18 protein-coding genes are annotated in these 18739 nt (G+C 37.4%); 3 read left to right on the top strand and 15 right to left on the bottom strand.

Going from position 1 to position 18739, the window contains the following annotated elements; genetic code table 11:
• Window positions 1-27: 27 nt before the first annotated feature.
• From trxB to HMPREF9013_RS04390, 4 genes are all read right to left on the bottom strand, one after another.
• On the bottom strand, window positions 28-936 hold the full coding sequence (gene trxB / locus HMPREF9013_RS04405; protein WP_006627178.1) for a thioredoxin-disulfide reductase: 909 nt from the start codon (window positions 934-936) through the stop codon (window positions 28-30).
• Window positions 937-1013: 77 nt separating this feature from the next.
• Entirely contained in the window at window positions 1014-2432 is a 1419-nt protein-coding gene (gene thiI, locus HMPREF9013_RS04400; RefSeq protein WP_006627177.1) for a tRNA uracil 4-sulfurtransferase ThiI, read from the bottom strand.
• Window positions 2419-3552, bottom strand: a complete 1134-nt coding sequence (locus tag HMPREF9013_RS04395) for a cysteine desulfurase family protein (protein ID WP_006627176.1) — start codon at window positions 3550-3552, stop codon at window positions 2419-2421. The genes thiI and HMPREF9013_RS04395 overlap by 14 nt, the downstream gene beginning before the upstream one ends.
• Window positions 3545-5275 (bottom strand): septation ring formation regulator EzrA, encoded by a 1731-nt coding sequence (locus tag HMPREF9013_RS04390; RefSeq protein ID WP_006627175.1) that lies wholly within the window; start codon window positions 5273-5275, stop codon window positions 3545-3547. Before HMPREF9013_RS04390 ends, HMPREF9013_RS04395 begins: the two co-directional genes overlap by 8 nt.
• A 237-nt stretch (window positions 5276-5512) precedes the next feature.
• Between HMPREF9013_RS04390 and rpsD the strand changes: the two genes are divergently transcribed.
• Window positions 5513-6115, top strand: coding sequence for a 30S ribosomal protein S4 (rpsD, locus tag HMPREF9013_RS04385; RefSeq protein ID WP_006627174.1), 603 nt, complete (start codon window positions 5513-5515; stop codon window positions 6113-6115).
• 5 nt (window positions 6116-6120) lie between these two features.
• Here rpsD and HMPREF9013_RS07665 read toward each other — a convergent pair whose 3' ends face one another.
• The 5 genes from HMPREF9013_RS07665 to HMPREF9013_RS04365 form a co-directional block, all read right to left on the bottom strand.
• Complete coding sequence (locus HMPREF9013_RS07665) at window positions 6121-6246, bottom strand: hypothetical protein (RefSeq protein WP_269479018.1); 126 nt, start codon at window positions 6244-6246, stop codon at window positions 6121-6123.
• 105 nt (window positions 6247-6351) lie between these two features.
• Window positions 6352-6546 (bottom strand): helix-turn-helix domain-containing protein, encoded by a 195-nt coding sequence (locus HMPREF9013_RS04380; protein ID WP_006627173.1) that lies wholly within the window; start codon window positions 6544-6546, stop codon window positions 6352-6354.
• Between the two features lie 107 nt (window positions 6547-6653).
• Window positions 6654-7904 carry an L-cysteine desulfidase family protein gene (locus tag HMPREF9013_RS04375; protein WP_006627172.1) on the bottom strand — a complete coding sequence of 417 codons (1251 nt, stop codon included), beginning with the start codon at window positions 7902-7904 and terminating at the stop codon, window positions 6654-6656.
• Between the two features lie 118 nt (window positions 7905-8022).
• Complete coding sequence (gene gmk, locus HMPREF9013_RS04370; protein ID WP_006627171.1) at window positions 8023-8583, bottom strand: guanylate kinase; 561 nt, start codon at window positions 8581-8583, stop codon at window positions 8023-8025.
• Window positions 8584-8663: 80 nt separating this feature from the next.
• Window positions 8664-12050: an ABC transporter ATP-binding protein/permease gene (locus HMPREF9013_RS04365; RefSeq protein WP_006627170.1), complete on the bottom strand. Its 3387-nt coding sequence runs from the start codon at window positions 12048-12050 to the stop codon at window positions 8664-8666.
• 116 nt (window positions 12051-12166) lie between these two features.
• Here HMPREF9013_RS04365 and HMPREF9013_RS04360 point away from each other — a divergent pair, with 116 nt between their 5' ends.
• Window positions 12167-13522, top strand: a complete 1356-nt coding sequence (locus HMPREF9013_RS04360; protein ID WP_006627169.1) for an Rqc2 family fibronectin-binding protein — start codon at window positions 12167-12169, stop codon at window positions 13520-13522.
• Complete coding sequence (locus HMPREF9013_RS07375; protein ID WP_083793765.1) at window positions 13419-13805, top strand: DUF814 domain-containing protein; 387 nt, start codon at window positions 13419-13421, stop codon at window positions 13803-13805. The genes HMPREF9013_RS04360 and HMPREF9013_RS07375 overlap by 104 nt, the downstream gene beginning before the upstream one ends.
• Here HMPREF9013_RS07375 and HMPREF9013_RS04355 read toward each other — a convergent pair.
• From HMPREF9013_RS04355 to HMPREF9013_RS04330, 6 genes are all read right to left on the bottom strand, one after another.
• Complete coding sequence (locus tag HMPREF9013_RS04355) at window positions 13780-14508, bottom strand: pseudouridine synthase (RefSeq protein ID WP_006627167.1); 729 nt, start codon at window positions 14506-14508, stop codon at window positions 13780-13782. The genes HMPREF9013_RS07375 and HMPREF9013_RS04355 overlap by 26 nt on opposite strands.
• Window positions 14509-14518: 10 nt before the next feature.
• Complete coding sequence (locus HMPREF9013_RS04350; RefSeq protein ID WP_006627166.1) at window positions 14519-14779, bottom strand: ParB N-terminal domain-containing protein; 261 nt, start codon at window positions 14777-14779, stop codon at window positions 14519-14521.
• 36 nt (window positions 14780-14815) lie between these two features.
• Window positions 14816-15358, bottom strand: coding sequence for a glutathione peroxidase (locus HMPREF9013_RS04345; RefSeq protein WP_006627165.1), 543 nt, complete (start codon window positions 15356-15358; stop codon window positions 14816-14818).
• A gap of 4 nt (window positions 15359-15362) precedes the next feature.
• Window positions 15363-16460, bottom strand: a complete 1098-nt coding sequence (locus HMPREF9013_RS04340; protein ID WP_006627164.1) for an AI-2E family transporter — start codon at window positions 16458-16460, stop codon at window positions 15363-15365.
• Between the two features lie 171 nt (window positions 16461-16631).
• Entirely contained in the window at window positions 16632-18122 is a 1491-nt protein-coding gene (locus HMPREF9013_RS04335; protein ID WP_006627163.1) for an aldehyde dehydrogenase family protein, read from the bottom strand.
• Between the two features lie 173 nt (window positions 18123-18295).
• Entirely contained in the window at window positions 18296-18700 is a 405-nt protein-coding gene (locus HMPREF9013_RS04330; protein ID WP_006627162.1) for a hypothetical protein, read from the bottom strand.
• Window positions 18701-18739 lie beyond the last annotated feature (39 nt).

The raw sequence follows: 18739 nt of genomic DNA, 5'->3' as shown, positions 1-18739 counted from the left end.
AGCCAATATATATCGTCCTTTTTTACGTTATTTTAAAGTCAATAAATAATGATAAGCGCTTGTCGCTGCATTAGCTCCATCACTAGCAGCCGTTGCTAATTGGCGAAGACTCTTCACACGACAATCTCCAGCCGCAAAAATACCAGGATGGTTGGTATATCCCAATTCATCTGCCTTGATATAACCACTTTCATCCAAATCAACAATATTCTTAAAAGCTTCATTTAAAGGAATTTGACCAATAGCCACAAATAAAGCCGCCACATCCAATTGACGCGTATTTCCTTCTTTATCCCTCACTTCAATTGACTCTAGATGATCATTACCATTTAGCTTAGTCACTGTTGAATCATACACACATTCAATGTTTTTCTTTTCCAAAATACGATTGATTTCAGCCTGTTCAGCCCGAAAAGCATCACGGCGATGAATAATATATACTTTCTCACACAAATCTGCTAAATACTGCGCATCTTCCAAAGCCACATTACCACCACCATTGACAGCCACTACTTTATTTTTAAAGAAAGCCCCATCACAAGTGGCACAATAACTGACTCCTTTTCCCATAAACCGATCCTCATTCGGAAGACCAATATGACGACGAACCAGTCCCGTTGCTAAAATAAGAGCCTTGGTTTGATACTCATTCTTTGTTGTTTTCACCGTTTTAATTTCTCCATCATCAATCACTTCCACTACTTTTTCATATTGCACCTTAGCTCCTAAATCTAAAGCCTGTTGATACAAATTCGTAGCAAAATCAAAGCCACTGATATGAGCAATGCCGGGGTAGTTTTCAATATCCGGTGTATTCACAATTTGACCACCATAAGCATTTCCTTCTAATACCAAAGCCTTCAACCCGGATCTTTGGGCATAAATGGCAGCTGATAAACCGGCTGTACCAGCTCCTACTATAATCATATCTTTCATATTTCATTCCTCTTTTCCATCAAAATGTATCATCGTTTTTTAAGTTCAACCACTCAGATGCTCAAAAAAATCTAAGATCATAGTAACCTTAGAATTTTCTTATAATTTCTCATCCGTGTATTTGGCTCACAATTACTTAACAAGCTCAATCCGGCATAAATTTTCAATTTCAAATTAATCGAATAAAAATCGCATTTTTCCACTCGAATCGTGGTTTTATTGATTTCCTCTAAAAGTTTTTCTACCGTAAACTCTTTACATCCTTCTAAATTAACTCTGAATTCCTCTTTGATATCTTGTGTTTTATGACTCATAAAAAAATCCTCCTCTTCTTCTGGATACACGATTGAACTAGAAGTCTCTTGCACCGCCTTCTCTAATAACTCTTGCCATGGGAATTTACTTTCAAAGAAAACGGACTTCTGAATAGTCGGTTTGGTAACCGGATTTTTCGGATCAAAAATAGTACAGCAATCCTCATATGGCAAAATAGAAGTTTCATAGGTGCCTATTTCACGAGCTAATTGAATAATTTCCACCTTATCCATAGACACTAGTGGTCTTAAAACAGGGATATGCACAACATCATTGATGGTAACCATGGATTCCAAAGTCTGGCTGGCTACTTGCCCTAAGCTTTCCCCTGTACCGATGGCCAAACAACGATTGTTTATCGCTAATTTCTCGGCAATCCGAAACATCATTCTTCTCATCAAAGTAATCGCATATGGATCTTTAGCCACTCGATAAATATCCAATTGTAACTCTGTAAAAGGAACCACATGAACTTTCATACCGCCTTGATAGTCCGAAATCATTGAAGCCAATTTCAAAACCTTATTTTTAGCTGCCTCGGAAGTATAAGGAGGTGCCGCAAAATGAACGGCCTCAACCTTCAAACCACGTTTAATCAATTGGTACGTCGCTACTGGTGAATCAATACCGCCGGATAATAACATCATCACTTTTCCATTAATACCGGCAGGATAACCGCCAATACCGGCAATTTTATCATAGGTGATATACGTCTTTTCCTCATGAATTTCCACTTGAATGGCCAATTCAGGATGATGGACATCCACTTTTAAATCCGTTTCTTCCAAGATATGTGAAGCCACTTCACGATTCACTGTATCGGAATGCACCGGAAATTTTTTATCATGCCGCTTCGTGATCATTTTAAACGTTTTTTTATGGCTTTCTTTCGCAATTCTAAGACAAGTTTTTTGAATTTCTTCCATGGTTGAAACAACCGCTTCCGTAAAGGAAAAAGAGGAAATTCCAAACACTTTTTTTAATTGAGTTTTCACATACTCATGATCCGCTCCATTTAAAGTAATATAAATGCGATCATAAGTGGTGCGATATTCCAATTGCGGTACTTTCCGTAAAGCATACAAAATATTTTGGTATAGACGATGAATAAAATTCTTCCGGTTTTTTCCCTTCGTCGTCAACTCCCCAAAACGAATCAACACTGTATCATAATGAACCATACTGTTGAATCACCTCCCTATAAGCTTTTAAAAAGGAATCCACTTCTTCCAAAGTATTTTCCTCATGAAAAGAAACACGAATGGACGATAAACTTCTATCTCTTCCCAAGCCCATCGCCATTAATACCTCCGATGGTTCACTCGATTTCGAATCACAGGTACTCTTGGCAGAAACCATAAATCCTTTCTTGTTCAACGCATTTTGCATCACTTCACTAGGAATTTTCGGATATGAGAAATTCACAATGTTGGCAATTCCTTCAGATGGGCTATTGATCCATACTCCTTCTAATTTTCTTAGACCGGTCACCAGTCTTTCTTTCAAAGCCTGGATATGGGGACGTTTTTTCTTTTGTTCTTCCAAATACAAACGAAGCGTTTTAGCTAATACTAAATCCACCAACGCATTCGCCGTCCCTCCTCTTAACCCGAATTCCTGTTCACCCCCATTGATCAATGGAACAAAGGGAACGTGGTTCTTTTTTACTAAAATACCCGATCCTTTCAACCCGTTCATCTTATGCGCGGACATGGAAGCTAAATCTATGTATTTCATATCTAACTCCACTTTTCCAATGGCTTGCGTTAAATCCACATGGAAATAGGCATGGGAATGTTTCTTGACATATTCACCCACTTCTTGAATGGGTTGTATCGAACCCACTTCATTATTGACAGCCATGATTGAAACAATAGCCGTATCTTCTCTCAAGGATTTTTTCATTTCTTCCAAAGAAATAACCCCTTTTTCACTCACTGATAAATAGGTGACCTCATAGTTAAAAATCTCAGCCATTTGTGCCACTGCATAACGAACGGAAGAGTGTTCTATCGATGTCGTCAAAATGTGTTTTTTATCTCTTTGGGCAAAACAAACCCCTTTGATGGCAGCACTATTGGATTCTGAAGCTCCGGACGTAAAAATAATTTCTTGTGCTTGTACTTGCAATAAAGAAGCGATGGCCGCCCTTGCTTTTTCAAGCTTCAAGTGCATCGCTACTCCTTCATCATAAAGAGATTCACTATTTGCATACTCTTTTTGTAATAAATCAATATAGGTCTTTAATACCTGTGCCTGAACATTGGTAGTACTGGCACTATCAAAATCCACTCTACGCATCTAAAGCACGACTCTTCTTCATCATGGATTCATAACTTCCCGGCACAATTTTTTCCATCGTTGAGATAGCTTTATGCAGTGCGGCTGTATATTCTCCATTTCGATAATCCAATTCTTCACGACTAAGATCCGAATCAATATCCGCATACGTAGAACGATAACGATTCCCATAGACAATCGTATCTTCCACCATTTGTGCCGTTCCTAAAACATTGCTTAATTCTCTAAATAGTCGATAGACAAACGGAACCGCTTCTTGAATGGTTGAATTGATTAAAGTCATCTTCAATGGTTTTTCTTCTAACAAACCATTCATACGATAAAAATAATCATACGCACGATTAACATCTTCTTCATATTTTACGGAAATCACCGGTAATTTCGCTTTTCGCAGCTTCAATTGCACAATGGACATGGTGACTTGCAACTTGACAAGTTGCTCTCTAGCCCTTGTTTCTTCACCCGTTGCCACTTCCAACTCTTCTTTCATCGCTTTAAAAGAAGAATATGACTCGTTCAAATCGTCGATTAATTTTCGCAAGCCAATCAAAACTTCTGTAGCAGGTGTCTGTTGATTTTTTACCGTATCAATGACCGATGGCATCACTTCCACTAATTTCGCAAATCGTTCCTTTTCAGCATCCATTTTAGACTTCATTTCTTCCATACCAAAACGATCCGACACTTTTTCGTATTGATCAATCACAAAAGCAGATGTTTTTTCCGTTTCATCCCGTAAAGATAAAGAATCCTTCGTCAATAGATGAACTTCTTCAAAAGCTTTTCCTTCCTTTTTGACAGCGGTATCCATTTGTTTAATACGTGCCATCATATCATCTAAATGTTCCCGAACCCCATCCACCGATCCGCTTTTTAATAAACGCAAGTCTTCTTTTAAAGACTCTGTCATGATTTTTAAATTGGTTTCTACTTCCAAATGTTTTAGATAAACACCCCGATTTCGTTGGTGAACATAATCTTTTTGAAGAGTTTCCGCTAATTTTGGAATGGTGCCTTGACCATCATGAACCAAACCGGGCATTTGTTCTAAAGCACGATCCAAATCTTGTATACTTAGCTTAATCCGGAACAATTCTTTATTGGCTTTATCAAAGTCCGCATTAAACATCCATTCTTCAAACGTACTAAACATCTTTTCAGTATCCGATAATTTCTGTTCGATCATTGGCCAAGCAAACGATAAACGATTCGCCATTTCCATAGTTTGGGCTTTCATGGCTCTAAAACGATTCTTAAGAGCAGTCACTTCTTGCCGTTGAGCTGTTTCTTTCGCCAAAAAACCATCTAAGCCATGTTCCACTTCTTTTGTGTCAACTTCCAACTTTTGAACTTCATCACGTAAAGTCGAAATGGACTTTTTCATCCCTCTTAAATGATTGGTTTGAATATTTTCTTCCATCTCTTTTAAACTATCCTCAAAGCCATTCATAGTTGAAATGACTTGATCATAGCGTTCATGAGCCTCATCCACTTGTGGCTTGATGTCTTCATTGGCATTCGCCACATTAATGACTTTATTCATCTTTAAAGAAATCGGGATCATCCGAACCGATTCAAAACGCACTCTTAACTCATTTAATTCTCTTTGAAAATGCCGACCACGAATAGCCGTCCAAATCAACCAAATACAGGCCATCACGACTAAAACGGCAACAGCTATAATAAATCGGATATCCGAAATAAAACTTAAAAATTCACTCATATAAAGGGCCACCCTTCTACTGCCATTTTATTTTACCATAATTTCTTTAATTGACGAGATGGACTTTGAGTGGTACTATTCTCTAGGAAAACTTTGCAGCAGATAGAGTTTTTTAGTGTGCGTTTGGAGTCGTGATTCCCTTAGTAGCCAGCTGCTTGTGTGAAAAGGCTTATTCAAACACCCCTAGAATTGATCTATCCCTATAGCGAGTTTTTAGCCAATAGGAGGAAAAATAGTATGGCACGTTACACAGGACCTGTCTGGAAGAAAGCTAGACGATTAAGCTTTTCCATTTTAGAAACAGGTGAAGAATTAAAAAAGAGAACTTATGCTCCAGGACAACATGGTCCTACTAAGCGTATCAAGTTATCCGGTTACGGAACTCAATTACGTGAAAAACAAAGAATCAGAAACATGTATGGGTTAAACGAACGTCAATTCCATAACTTATTTGTCAAGGCATCTAAGATGGATGGTATGGCTGGTGTAAACTTCTTAGTATTACTGGAAAGCCGTTTAGACAATATTGTTTACCGCATGGGATTTGCTCGCACTCGTAAAGCGGCTCGTCAATTGGTCAACCATGGTCATATTTTAGTGGATGGTAAGAAAGTGAATATCCCTTCTGCTTTAATCAAACCTGGGCAAGAGATTTCTTTGAAGGAAAAGAGCTTAAACTTAGCTATTGTTAAAGAGTCTCTTGAATCTCAAATCAGTACTGCTGCTTTTGTGGAAGTTGATAAAGACAACAAAAAAGGTAAATTCATTCGTCTTCCGGATCGTAATGAATTAAACCAAGAAATCAATGAAGCATTAGTTGTCGAATACTACAACCGTTAATCCGTTTATTCAGAAGCCATTTCAATGGCTTCTTTTATTTTTGGACATTCTTTCTCCCATTTCTGATGATCTTTTTCAATTTTCTTAACTCTATATAAAAAGCAACAATTCTTTTCAGTTTGTTGCTTCATACCCTAAATCTAATGTTTCTAATTTTCTTCATTGTTGTCGAAAGAAAGCCTTCTTCCCCTTCTCATTCAAAGTCCATTCTATTAATGGCCATTTTCATTACCTGATCACCTATACTCGCCAGTATATGTGTCATCGTGCAATAGCAATCCCTCAGGACCATATTTTTCATAACGGTTAACCCATCTTTGCACCTGACCTTGAACAGTTTTCAGGACTTTTGAACTAGCTTCGTAACTCATGCCTTCTTCAACCACTCTTAAAACAGCTTCTAGTCTTTCTTCATACGAATATTTACTCATAAAAAGTATACCTGAACGGTATCCTTTTTGATCTTAATCTTTTCCATATATCCAAAACCTCTCTTGAAATCGATATCTTCCCATCATGACAAATAAAAGGTCTATCACTATGACTCCAACATCATTTTCAAGATCTCCAGATCTGTTTGTTTCATGCCCACTTTTCCTAGATGACCAATCGCTTGAATGGTTTGTTCCACATCCTTTTTCATAAGACCTTCCCCCACTTGGAAAGTACGCTGATGAAGAGCCATTTGGAAGCCTGTATAACCCGCATCGACTGCCGAAGCAATCTTGGCAGCACAAGAGGGTTTCGCTCCATCACAAACCATGCCCGATACAATCATCAAAGAATTGGATATCGTATCACAAACCAGTTGTTCATCCGGATTTTCTAAATAAGCTAACGCTGCACCAGCCGCCACTCCAGCCGAAGTCACTCCACAAAAAGCGGATAAGCGTCCAATATATCGTTTAATATGAAGAGCTACTAAATTGGATACCAATAAAGCTCGAATCAATCGTTCGTGTGATTTTTTCTTTTCTTTAGCATAAATAATGACCGGTAACGAACAAGTGATGCCCTGATTACCAGAACCGGCATTAATCACCACCGGTAAAGGACAACCGCTCATTCGAGCATCTGAACCCGCCGCCGCATACGCTTTCACTTTTGACCGAAGACTTTCTTCTTCTGATAATAGAAGTTTTCCTACTTCCGCTCCCCAATTTCCTTTTAAACCCTCTTTGGCGATGGCTTGATTCAGTTCAATTTGTTGATGAATCATTTCTTCCACTTCTTCTAGTGGAACCGTTTGAGCGTATTGAATAATAGAATGAATGGATAATTGTTCTAAATATTGATCTTGTTGATCTTCTACCAATTTCCCTTGATAAATGAATTTTCCATTTTTTATCATACGAAAAAAATTGGTGTGTTTATTTTGAATTTCAACTAAACAATCATTACCCCGATCATCACGAACCCATATTTCAATATCTAGGTTTTCCACTCCCTCTTTAAGCTCTACCTTGATTTGGTTTTCTTTCAACATTTCTTTTGCACAAGCAATATCATAGTCGTTCACTTTAGATAAAACTTCCAATCCCTTATGGGCCTCTCCTGCTATCAAACCAATAGCGGTTGCCGCTTTAACCCCTTTTAAACCATGGGTATTTGGAACGGTCACTCCTTTAACATTTTTAATGATATTTCCTGAACAACGAACGATCGTTTCTTTTGGTAAACCACCCAAAATTTCCCTTGCCTTCGCACTAGCTAAAGCAATCGCAATGGGTTCTGTACACCCCAAAGCACAAACCAATTCTTTTTTTAATAATTGCGTCAACGGATTCATACTTCACCTATCGTTTCTATCCCAGTTTACTCTAACAAACATCTTGAAATCCTTCTAAACAAATTTAGATTTCAATGTTGTATGATTTGACCTATCAAAAAGAGGATTTCTCCTCTTTTTACATGTGTCTTTTAATAATCATACGAATAATATCGGCAGCCAATTGTGGATCATCATTACAAACCACATACTTATACATCCCAATCAAATCCATTTCCCGAGCTGCCTTTGCCAAGCGTTCTTGAACAATTTCTTCCGGTTCTGTATTGCGACCTCGAATTCGCTTTTCAAGATCTTCCATGCTAGGTGGCACAATGAAAATAGTCAACGCATCCTCCACCTTCTTTTGAACCTGTTGACAACCCTGCACTTCAATTTCCAAGATCACATTCTTACCTTGATTGCGTAATTGTTCAACTTGTTTCAAAGAAGTTCCGTAGTAATTACCGACAAATTCAGCCGACTCTAACAATTCGCCCGCTTTCTGAGCTCTTTCAAACTCCGCTTTTGATACGAAGAAATAATTCACTCCATCCACTTCACCGGGTCTTTGTTTCCGCGTCGTTAAAGAAACCGAATAGGATAAATTTAAATCAGCATCATGAATGAATTCTTTTAATACCGTACCCTTGCCAACACCAGAAGGACCAGATAAAACAATTAATAAACCCTTGGTCATAAATACATCTCCCTTTTTAAATACTTTATTACAAAATAAGCCCTTCTGCAATCTATTTCACAAGAAACCACCTATTGTTTTTATTCTGAACGAAGAGCCGATACCGGATCGGATTTCGCTGCCTTTCTAGCTGGAAATAGACCACTTAAAATCGTTAAGAACACCGATAAAGCCACTAAGACAATCATCGTTTTCACCGGTAAAAACGCATGGATATCCGTTCTACCTGCCAAGTGATGAATTGCTTGATTGATTGGAATCTGCAACAATAATGCCACCAGAACCCCTATCAAGCCAGCCAATAAACCGGTTATAAAAGTTTCTGCATTAAAAACTTGTGAGATATTATGCTTTGAAGCTCCAATAGCCCGTAAAATTCCGATTTCCTTGTTCCTTTCCAGAACAGAAATAAATGTAATCACACCGATCATAATCGAGGACACCATTAAAGATATGGCCACAAACGCTATCAATACATAAGAAATCACATTCACAATATTCGTCACTGAACTCATCAAAGTTCCCACAAGATCAGTATACCTAATAACCTTATCCTCTTGTTTCGCCGCTCTTTGGTCAACGTTATAGCGATGGATCATCGCTTTAATTTCATTTTTAGCCTCAAAATCCTTTGGATAAATCACAATTTCACTAGGCTCTTCTTCATCGACATAACCCAACGTCTTCAAGTTGGCTTCATAGCTGGAATTCTTTTGATTCAACATGGAAGCGAACACATTCTTTAACTGTTGCGGATCAAGGTTCATTTGAATGGCTTTTGAAAAAACAACAGGATCAAATCGAACAGCCGTCTTCATTTGGGTGGCCATTTGGCTCATTATTTGAGAAAATAGTTGTTCCATCACTTTAGAACTACCTAACCCTTTTTTCCCCAATTGCTTGAGGATGGCTTTGGACAGTTGATTTTGCCAATCTTTAACATCCATTTGTTTAGAAAGTTCACTCATGATCTTGGCTTGCCCCCTTGAACTATTTAAGTAAGCCGCCAAATTTTTACGAATCAAAGCTATCTCTTTTTTATGATAATTTTGAATATAATTTTGATAATCGTTTTCAACAACTTTTAGTAAACCTTGAATTTGTGTTTTCGATAATGCAAGAGAACGCATCGATTCTTGAAGCAAGTGATTCACACGATTTTGACCATGGGTTTTTACATATTGCACAAACCCTTTCATCATTTCAGCTTGATTAGCCGGAAGATGACCATGCAAAGAAGCTATGTATTCTTGCATCAACGTGTTGTACAAATTGGTCATCTTCGTTTGTATTTGAGACAAAGCAGGATGATTTTGGTATTGTTGTTGCAGATACTGTTGAACAACCCTTCTGGCTTCGCTTGAGGTAAGATAAGACCCCAAATCCTTCAAAGCTCTTTGACTTTCGGGATATTGTTTTAAATAATCAGAAATTAAATTTTTAGATAAAGAAATGAACTGAATCTTAGAGAAATCCCACCGTATTTGTGAAAAAATTTCTTGTAAATCCTTTGCACTCACCTTTGCTGGATTCATATTGACTCCCTGCAAGTTAGATAGATCCAATTTCAAGGCATTTGGATTGATTTGAAAAGCAGATTGTAACTTCTTTGGATTTATTTTAAATAAAGATTTCATATCAAAAGAAGGTTTTTTATCTTCCCCAAAGGCTTTTCCCGTGAAAATATTGGTCTTCTTATCGGCCAATTGAGCTTGAACAATCTTCGAATGTTTAGCTTCTTGAATCAACTCACGTGTCAAACTGGACGGGTAATTAAGGCCCGGCGATAAAATAGTTGTCTCTTGATTTCCTTTTGGTTGAACAATCCCTACAATGTTCAAATCCGGTGCTTGATTTAAAACTTTTTTCAAGTAAGTCGGATCATCAGAATGATTTGACCAAGATTTTAAGGTTTCATCATAGCTATATAGGGAAAACGCCGGTAATACTTTTAATTTCTGCTTTAAAATCTGATCATATGAATAAACTGCGGTTTCTTCTTTAGAGGTTACTGCTTCTCCTTGACTGAATTTTTTAAACATCTCCTTTAACTCTTCATAATTTCTTAATCCCAAAGCATAACTTGTCAAATCACTCATCGTTCCATTTGAACTTAACACCAACACCAATTCATGGGAGTGTTTGGGCCATCTGCCCGCCTTCAACTCATACGCATCTTGATACAATTTCTTATTTTCCGGCATTTGATGAAAAGCACTATTAGACATAGACGAGGGCATTAAGGCACTCGCATACGCATTTCGATTTGAAAATTGAGAAGGATTTACTTGATGAATGGTATCGTTTTTCATTTGATAAATCATAGGTTCCAGATGAAACCGATATTCGATCGCATTCGCATATTTCTCAAGTTCCTTCGATTGACTTTCTAAGTGATTCTTAAACGATTTTAAATCATTGCTAGAAATCTTTGAAAACATGTTTGATACTATTTTTCTTTCCTTCACCCCTTTTGAATTGGGTTGGTTGGATGAAGAAGTGTTCGTTTCACCGATTAAGGAAGATAAATCGATTCCTTGTTTTACAATTTCAATCGGGTATTGTGATAGGGTTTTTTCTTCCGTATCTTTGATATACTGATTGACTCCATTCGATATCGCCATAATTAAAGCAATCCCAATAATACCGATAGAACCCGCAAAGGCCACCAACAAAGTTCTGGCTTTCTTGGTTAATAAGTTATGAAAGCTAAGGGATAAAGCAGTCAAAAAAGACATGGAAGCTTTTCCCATATTCTGATGAACCACTGAATGATCTAACGAACTTACCTGATAGGGATGGCTATCAGAAAGAATCTGACCATCTTTCAAATTCACAATACGAGTGGCGTATTGTTCTGCCAACTGTGGATTGTGCGTTACCATGACCACTAAACGATCTTTCGCCACTTCTTTTAATAAATCCATCACCTGAACCGACGTTTCTGAATCTAAAGCCCCTGTTGGTTCATCCGCCAATAAAATAGCCGGATCGTTCACCAACGCACGGGCAATGGCCACTCTTTGCATCTGACCGCCTGACATTTGGTTTGGTTTTTTGTGCATTTGCGATTCCAAGCCTACTTTCTTCAAGGCTTTTATTGCTCTTTGTTTACGCTCCGTTCCAGAAATACCGGATATAGTCAATGCAATTTCAACGTTGGATAAAATAGACTGATGAGGAATCAAATGATAGGATTGGAACACAAAACCGATGGTATGGTTACGATAACTATCCCAGTCACGATCTTTGTATTGTTTTGTTGAAATACCGTTAATCATCAAATCACCAGAATCATAACTATCTAACCCACCGATAATATTCAAAAGTGTCGTTTTTCCCGAACCGGAAGGGCCTAAAATCGCCACAAATTCGTTATCTCTTAGATTTAAATAAACACGATCCAACGCCTTTTGGATTAAGCTACCTGTCCTATATTGCTTGGATATATTCTGTATTTGTAACATAAACTCCCTCCTTTTTGACTATTATACTATGAGTTCAAAACCTTTAAAGTATAGGGCTTTGAAAAGTCATGATTCATATTAGCTTGTGTTAAAATAATAACCAGTGAGGTCTTTTTATGGCAGTTGACGGCATTCTATTACACAAAATCATTCCCCTTCTTCAAGAAGATTTACCTCTTCGAATCCAAAAAATTTGGAATGTATCTAAGACGGATCTTTTATTTCAAGTTCATGGAAAAAATGGTAAAAAACAATTATTGATTAGTACCCATTCCCTATACAATCGAATTCAATTGACTACCAACAAGTTTTCAACCCCGGAAGAGCCGATTTCTTTTGTGATGCTTCTTAGAAAATATCTGGAAGGAAGCATTATTGAAAGCATTGAACAAATGGAATTGGATCGTTGGCTACAAATGAACATTAAAGCCAGTAATGAATTGGGAGATATCGTTTATTACCGATTGGTTGTCGAACTTATGGGAAAATACGCCAACTGCATTCTGGTTTCACCCGATCAAAAAATCTTAGATGCTTTAAAACGCATTCCTCCCTTTGCCAATCAAATTAGAACCATTCAACCAGGAGCGACATTTATCCCCATTGAAACTCAGAAAAAAAAGAACCCTTTTCAAGATTTTAAGTGGGATCCAGAAAGAAGTTTAACCGCCCAATTTTCCGGCTTTTCTCCTCTATTAAGTCACGAAATTGAATATCGGATGGATCATGGTCAATCTTTTTCCTCTATTATGCAGGAAATAGAAGCTTCAACATTTCTTTATTTTTCTAACGATCATAACCCCAATCATTTTCATACCATCGCCTTAAATCATTTAGGAACCAGTCAAGAATTTCCTTTAGAAAAAGGTCTCCATCAGTTATACAAAGATCTGGAAGAACAAGATCGAATCAAACAATTAACCAACGATGTGATGAAATTCATTCAAAGAGAAAGAAAACACCAAGAAAGAAAACTTCCTCGTTTACAAGAAGAGTATCAAGAAGCTCTAGATTGTGATCGGTATCGTATTTATGGAGATTTATTGTATGCCTATTTTCCCCAAGTCACAAAAGGACTACCAACCATTACCTTAAAAAGCTATGAAACTAATGAACCCATAACGATTCCTTTGGATCCAAAACTGGATGGCAAGGCTAACGCCCGAAAAATGTTCCAAATGTACAACAAACGTAAAAAAGGACAAAGTTACTTGCAGGATCAAATTCAAAAAACCATGATTGAACGAGATTATTTTCGATCCCTTGAAGAACAATTGTCTTATGCGACGGTCGAATCTGCCCGGCAAATTCAAGAACAATTAATCAAACAAGGTTATTTAAAGCGTAAAACCAAAAAAACCAAAAAAAATAAAAGATTCAAAAATTCCGATCCATACCCTTGTTTCCAAAACAGGTATCGGAATTCGATTTGGGAAAAACAGTTTTCAAAACGAAGAAGTCACTTGGCATAGCCCTAAATCATTCACTTGGCTTCATGCAAAGGATTATCATGGGGCTCATGTGGTGATTGAATCAAATCAACCGGATGAAGAAACGCTTCGTTTAGCCGCTAATATTGCTGCTTACTTCTCTTCCGGTCGTTATTCTTCCTCCGTTCCGGTGACTTATTGTTTCATCAAAGAACTCAAAAAAATACCCGGTTCAAAACCGGGCATGGTTCAATTAAGTTCTTATAAAACCATTTATATTGATCCCAATGAAGAAGAGCTTAACGCTTACCAGCTGCTGCAATAGTGAGCAGCTTTTTTACTTCAAATTTCTTTAAGCGCCGATATTCTCCTTGTCTAAGATTACCTAGATTCAAAAAAGAATATCCAATTCGTTGTAAGGTATGCACTTCAAAACCAAAATAGGCCATCATTCTTCGAACTTCTCGATTTTTTCCTTCTTGAATCGTTAAGCGAATGCGTGTTTTATTTGTTTTACGACTTCTTTCCAACACTTCTACACTTGCCGGTAACGTCATCCCGTCTTCCAAAGGAATCCCCTTCTTTAATTTTGTTAACATGTGGTCTTCTAAATATCCATTCACATAGACTTCATAAATTTTATCCATATGATGACTTGGATGCATCATTGCATTCGCAAATTCACCATCATTTGTGACCAATAATAAGCCCGTGGTTTCATAATCCAAACGGCCTACCGGAAATATCCGTTGTTTTACATCTCGAAAACAATCCATGATGGTCGCTCTTTTCAAATCATCGTGAACCGTGCTAATCATTTTCTTTGGTTTATTCAACAGGAAATACACCTTTTCTTCTTTTTGAATAGACTGTCCATTAACCATAATTTCATCATCAAAAGAAACCTGCACTCCCATTTCCTTCACGACTTTTCCATTCACTTTTACTTTTCCCTGAGCAATCAGCTCCTCGGCTTTTCTTCTTGACGCAATGCCTGCTTGCGCAATCACTTTTTGTAACCGCTGCATATTCCTCCTTTTAGTGGTGATTCTGAGTATGGCCCCAAAATCCACTCCCTGCTTTCTTAAAATTATTTTCAATACAAACCATCGCTTCTTGCTTGCCTAACTCCTTTAAACAAGTTAACCGTTGATGCCCATCCAAACAAACATAGCCCTCTTCCACTTCATTCACTCGAACCGGAATAGCCATTCCTCTTTGTAAGATGGATTGTTTCAATATCTCATTCGGTTTATTCTGAAACAAAATCGTTTTCAATAAGACTTTCTTAGTGATCATATTATAAGTATAAAAGAAAAAATCCTCTTTTGAGGATTAAAGTAACGCTTCCACCACTTTTGATACCTTTTTCATACTAATCGTCGGTTCAAAACGTTCCACCACATTTCCTTGACGATCCACTAAGAATTTCGTGAAATTCCACTTAATATCCGAGGTTTCTTGATAATCAGGGTGTAACTTCTTTAACATTAATGACATGGCCAATGCCTTTGGACCTTTACCGAACCCCTTAAACCCCTTTTGACTTTTTAAGAATGTAAATAATGGCAATTCCTGTTCTCCATTGACATCTGACTTATGAAATTGATCGAAACTTGTGTGGTACTTCCACGTACAAAATTCATGAATTTCCTCATCATTACCGGGGGTTTGATGAGCAAATTGATTGCAAGGAATATCAATGATTTCCAATCCTTTCTCATGAAAAGAACGATACATTTCTTGTAAGTCCTTATATTGTGGTGTAAATCCACAAGCGGTCGCCGTATTCACCACCAATAACACTTTTCCTTGATATCGACTTAAAGAAACCGATTCGCCTTGACGATTTTCTATCACATAATCATAAATACTCATAAAACTATCTCCCTTCTTCCTTTTTAATTGTCATAATAGAATCTTTCTTCAATTCTTCTTGCAGAACTTGATGGCAAGTCGCCACTAGTGGAATTCCCACTAACATACCACCAATTCCAAATAAAGACCCCATAATCACTACCGTCACAAAAACCCAAATAGCCGGTAAGCCAATTTTAGCCCCTACTACTTTTGGATAAATCAAATTACTTTCAATCTGTTGAAGAATGACCAGATAAAGAATAAAGAAAACAGAAAGAATCGGTTGTACCGTAAAAACCATAAAAGCGCCAATCACTCCTCCGATATAGGCCCCTATAATGGGAATGATATTGATAAAACCCACTAAAATACCAACGGATAAGGCATATGGAAAACGGAAGATGAACATACCGATCATACACAAACCAGAAAGAATAAAAGCTTCTAATAATTGTCCAACGATAAAATTATGAAAGTTTTGATGCAAGAGTCCATAAGCATATTTCATCTTTAAAACCCAAGTTGGTTTTAAGAAATGATGAACTATTTTAGAAATTTCTTTCTTCAAATAAGATTTATTGGCCAACAGATAAATAGAGAAAATCACAGCAATTAAACCATTGGATAAAAGGCCGACAAACGAATTCACTACATTCAACGTACCACTGGCTAAGTTAAAAACATTAGTCCTTACAAAGTGAACCATACTTTCTACATAACTTTGCCAGTTTACTTTTTGGATCTGTTCGACCACCATTGGGGCATACTTTTTCAGATGATCATTTTCACCCAAAGATTGAATGGTTGCCGGTAGATTCTTCACTAAAGATCCAATCGAATTGGATACTTCCGGAATGATCACAAACAGAAGAGTCACCAGCACTAATACAATTAAGAAATAAGCCAATACCAACGCAACTATTTTTTGAACTTTCTTCTTTTCTAAAAAAACATAGGTAATATTGACTAAATAGGCCAATATTGCACCAAGCAATAGGGAATGAAAAGCTGATAAAAAATGTTGAATAAACCAGAAAATCCAGTCGATTTTCAACACAATCATCACTAATATAAAAACCAAGAAAATACTTTGATTGATTGGATTGTTTTTAAATTTCATATCTTCTTCTTTCTTTTTCTTAAAAAATAGACTGAAATAAGCAGAAAGTCAACTTTTCTTTACTTCTTGATTCTTTTTCTTTCTTTATATGATTTCGAATTAGAATTAGTCGAAAAACCACCAAATGAATATCATAAAAAAGGATTGTATCGTGTCCAATCCTTTTGATTTTTAATACAAACCGTTCAACTCTTCACTCAAGTTAATCATAATGTTCTTAACTTGGGTATAATGAGCAATCATCATCTTGTGATTTTCTCTACCAATACCGGATTTCTTATATCCACCAAACGGTGCTCCTTCCGGGATTTGGTTATACGTATTCACCCACATACGCCCCGTCTGAATTCCTCTGGAAACACGCATAGCGGTATTGATATCTCTTGTCCAAACAGCACCACCTAAACCATATTCACTATCATTTGCCATCTGAATCACATCTTCTTCGTTTTTAAACTTAATCGCTACCACAACCGGTCCGAAGATTTCCTCCTGAGCAATCGTCATATCGTTGGTCACATTGGATAAAATGGTTGGTTTGGTAAAGAAGCCTCGATCCATCACACCGCCTGTGATTCTTTCACCACCTGCTGTAATCACTGCTCCTTCTTTGACACCAAGTTCCACATATCTTAGAACTTTCTTTAATTGTCCTTCATTCACTTGTGCTCCCATTTGAGTTTCCGGATCCCAAGGCATACCTACCTTGACCGTTTCAAATTTTTCAGCCAGTTTTTTTAAGAACTCGTCATAAATATCCTCGTGGATAAATAATCTTGATCCGGCACAGCATACTTGTCCTTGGTTAAATAGAATCCCTGTCAAAACCCCCTCAACAGCCATATCCATCTTCGCATCCGGGAAAATGATATTCGCTGATTTTCCACCAAGCTCCAATGTCGCTGGGATCATCTTTTCAGCAGCGGCTTTAGCCACGTTATATCCCACTTCGGTAGAACCGGTGAATGAGAATTTACTAAATCCTTTGTGATCCAAGATATACTGTCCTGATCGACTACCGGCACCTGTGATAACGTTTAATACCCCTTTCGGAAGGATGCCGGCTTCATCAATCATTCTAGTCAACTCAAGAACACTTAACGAAGTTGAACTGGATGGTTTTAAAACCGTCGCATTACCGGTCGCAATCACCGGTGCTAACTTCCAAGCCGCCATTAAAAACGGGAAATTCCAAGGAATAATTTGACCGACAACCCCAATTGGCTCATGCAGAACTAAACTCATCGTAGTTTCATTTAACATGACCGCCGATCCTTCATCGGCTCGAATCACTCCTGCAAAATAACGGAAATGTTCTGCCGCAAACGGAATATCCAGTGCTTTGGTTTCTCGAATGGGTTTCCCATTATCTAACGTTTCCAACAAAGCTAAAAAGTCCGCATGCTCTTCAATGATGTCCGCAATCTGATTAAGGGCTTTCGCTCTTTGAGCAGGAGTGGTTTTCTTCCAGACTTCAAACCCTTCCCAAGCTGCTTTAACGGCTTGATCCACATCTTCTTTCGTTGCCTCAGCCACATTAGCTAAAAAGCTGGAATCCGCTGGAGAATATGTTTTAAACGTTTTTCCATCCGAAGCAGGTAGCCATTGTCCACCAATATATAATCCATAAGTATCTTGAATCTTAATTTCAGGTCTATTCATATGATTTCCTCCTTTGAATATATCTTTTGATAGCTTCATACTATCAAAATCCTTTATAGGCAACAATGAATATGCCTAAGACGAAACACCTATCTTCTCAATACTAAAAACCTCAGCTTTTTCAGCTAAGGTTTTTACCATCTTTTTATTATTTTCCCCGATTTGGTAAACGATTATCCGCTCTTCAATGACAAAATGCCTATTACAATCCAATGAATTAGCCAGACATACCATAGCATCATGGCCACACAAGCCACCGCTACCAGCCCTTTCGCCCATAGTTCTCTTTGTGAAAATTCAAGCACAAACTTAGAAACTGACCAAATAGAAAGAGCACTACCACCAAAAGATCCAAAGACACAAATAAATGGTATGACGTGCATCCATGGTCTAGGATCTTTGTATCCGACAGGTTGTTTACTAAAAATGAAATAAGCGATTAATGTCACAAACCAAACAAAGAAAGTGGTTAAATATAAATACCTAAGACGATGGAATCTATGGAAAAAGATCATAACCAACAAAAGAATCATGATTAAAGGCACATAAACATGGAAAAACATATCGTTATTCTTCATAGAACCTCCTTCTAAGCCAAGCCATTTTTTCAATTGGTT

Origin of the sequence: Bulleidia extructa W1219, assembly GCF_000177375.1 — a bacterium.
Taxonomy (GTDB): domain Bacteria; phylum Bacillota_I; class Bacilli_A; order Erysipelotrichales; family Erysipelotrichaceae; genus Bulleidia; species Bulleidia extructa.
The sequence above is the reverse complement of the archived record's forward strand: the minus strand, read 5'-3'. Positions and strand labels throughout refer to the sequence as shown.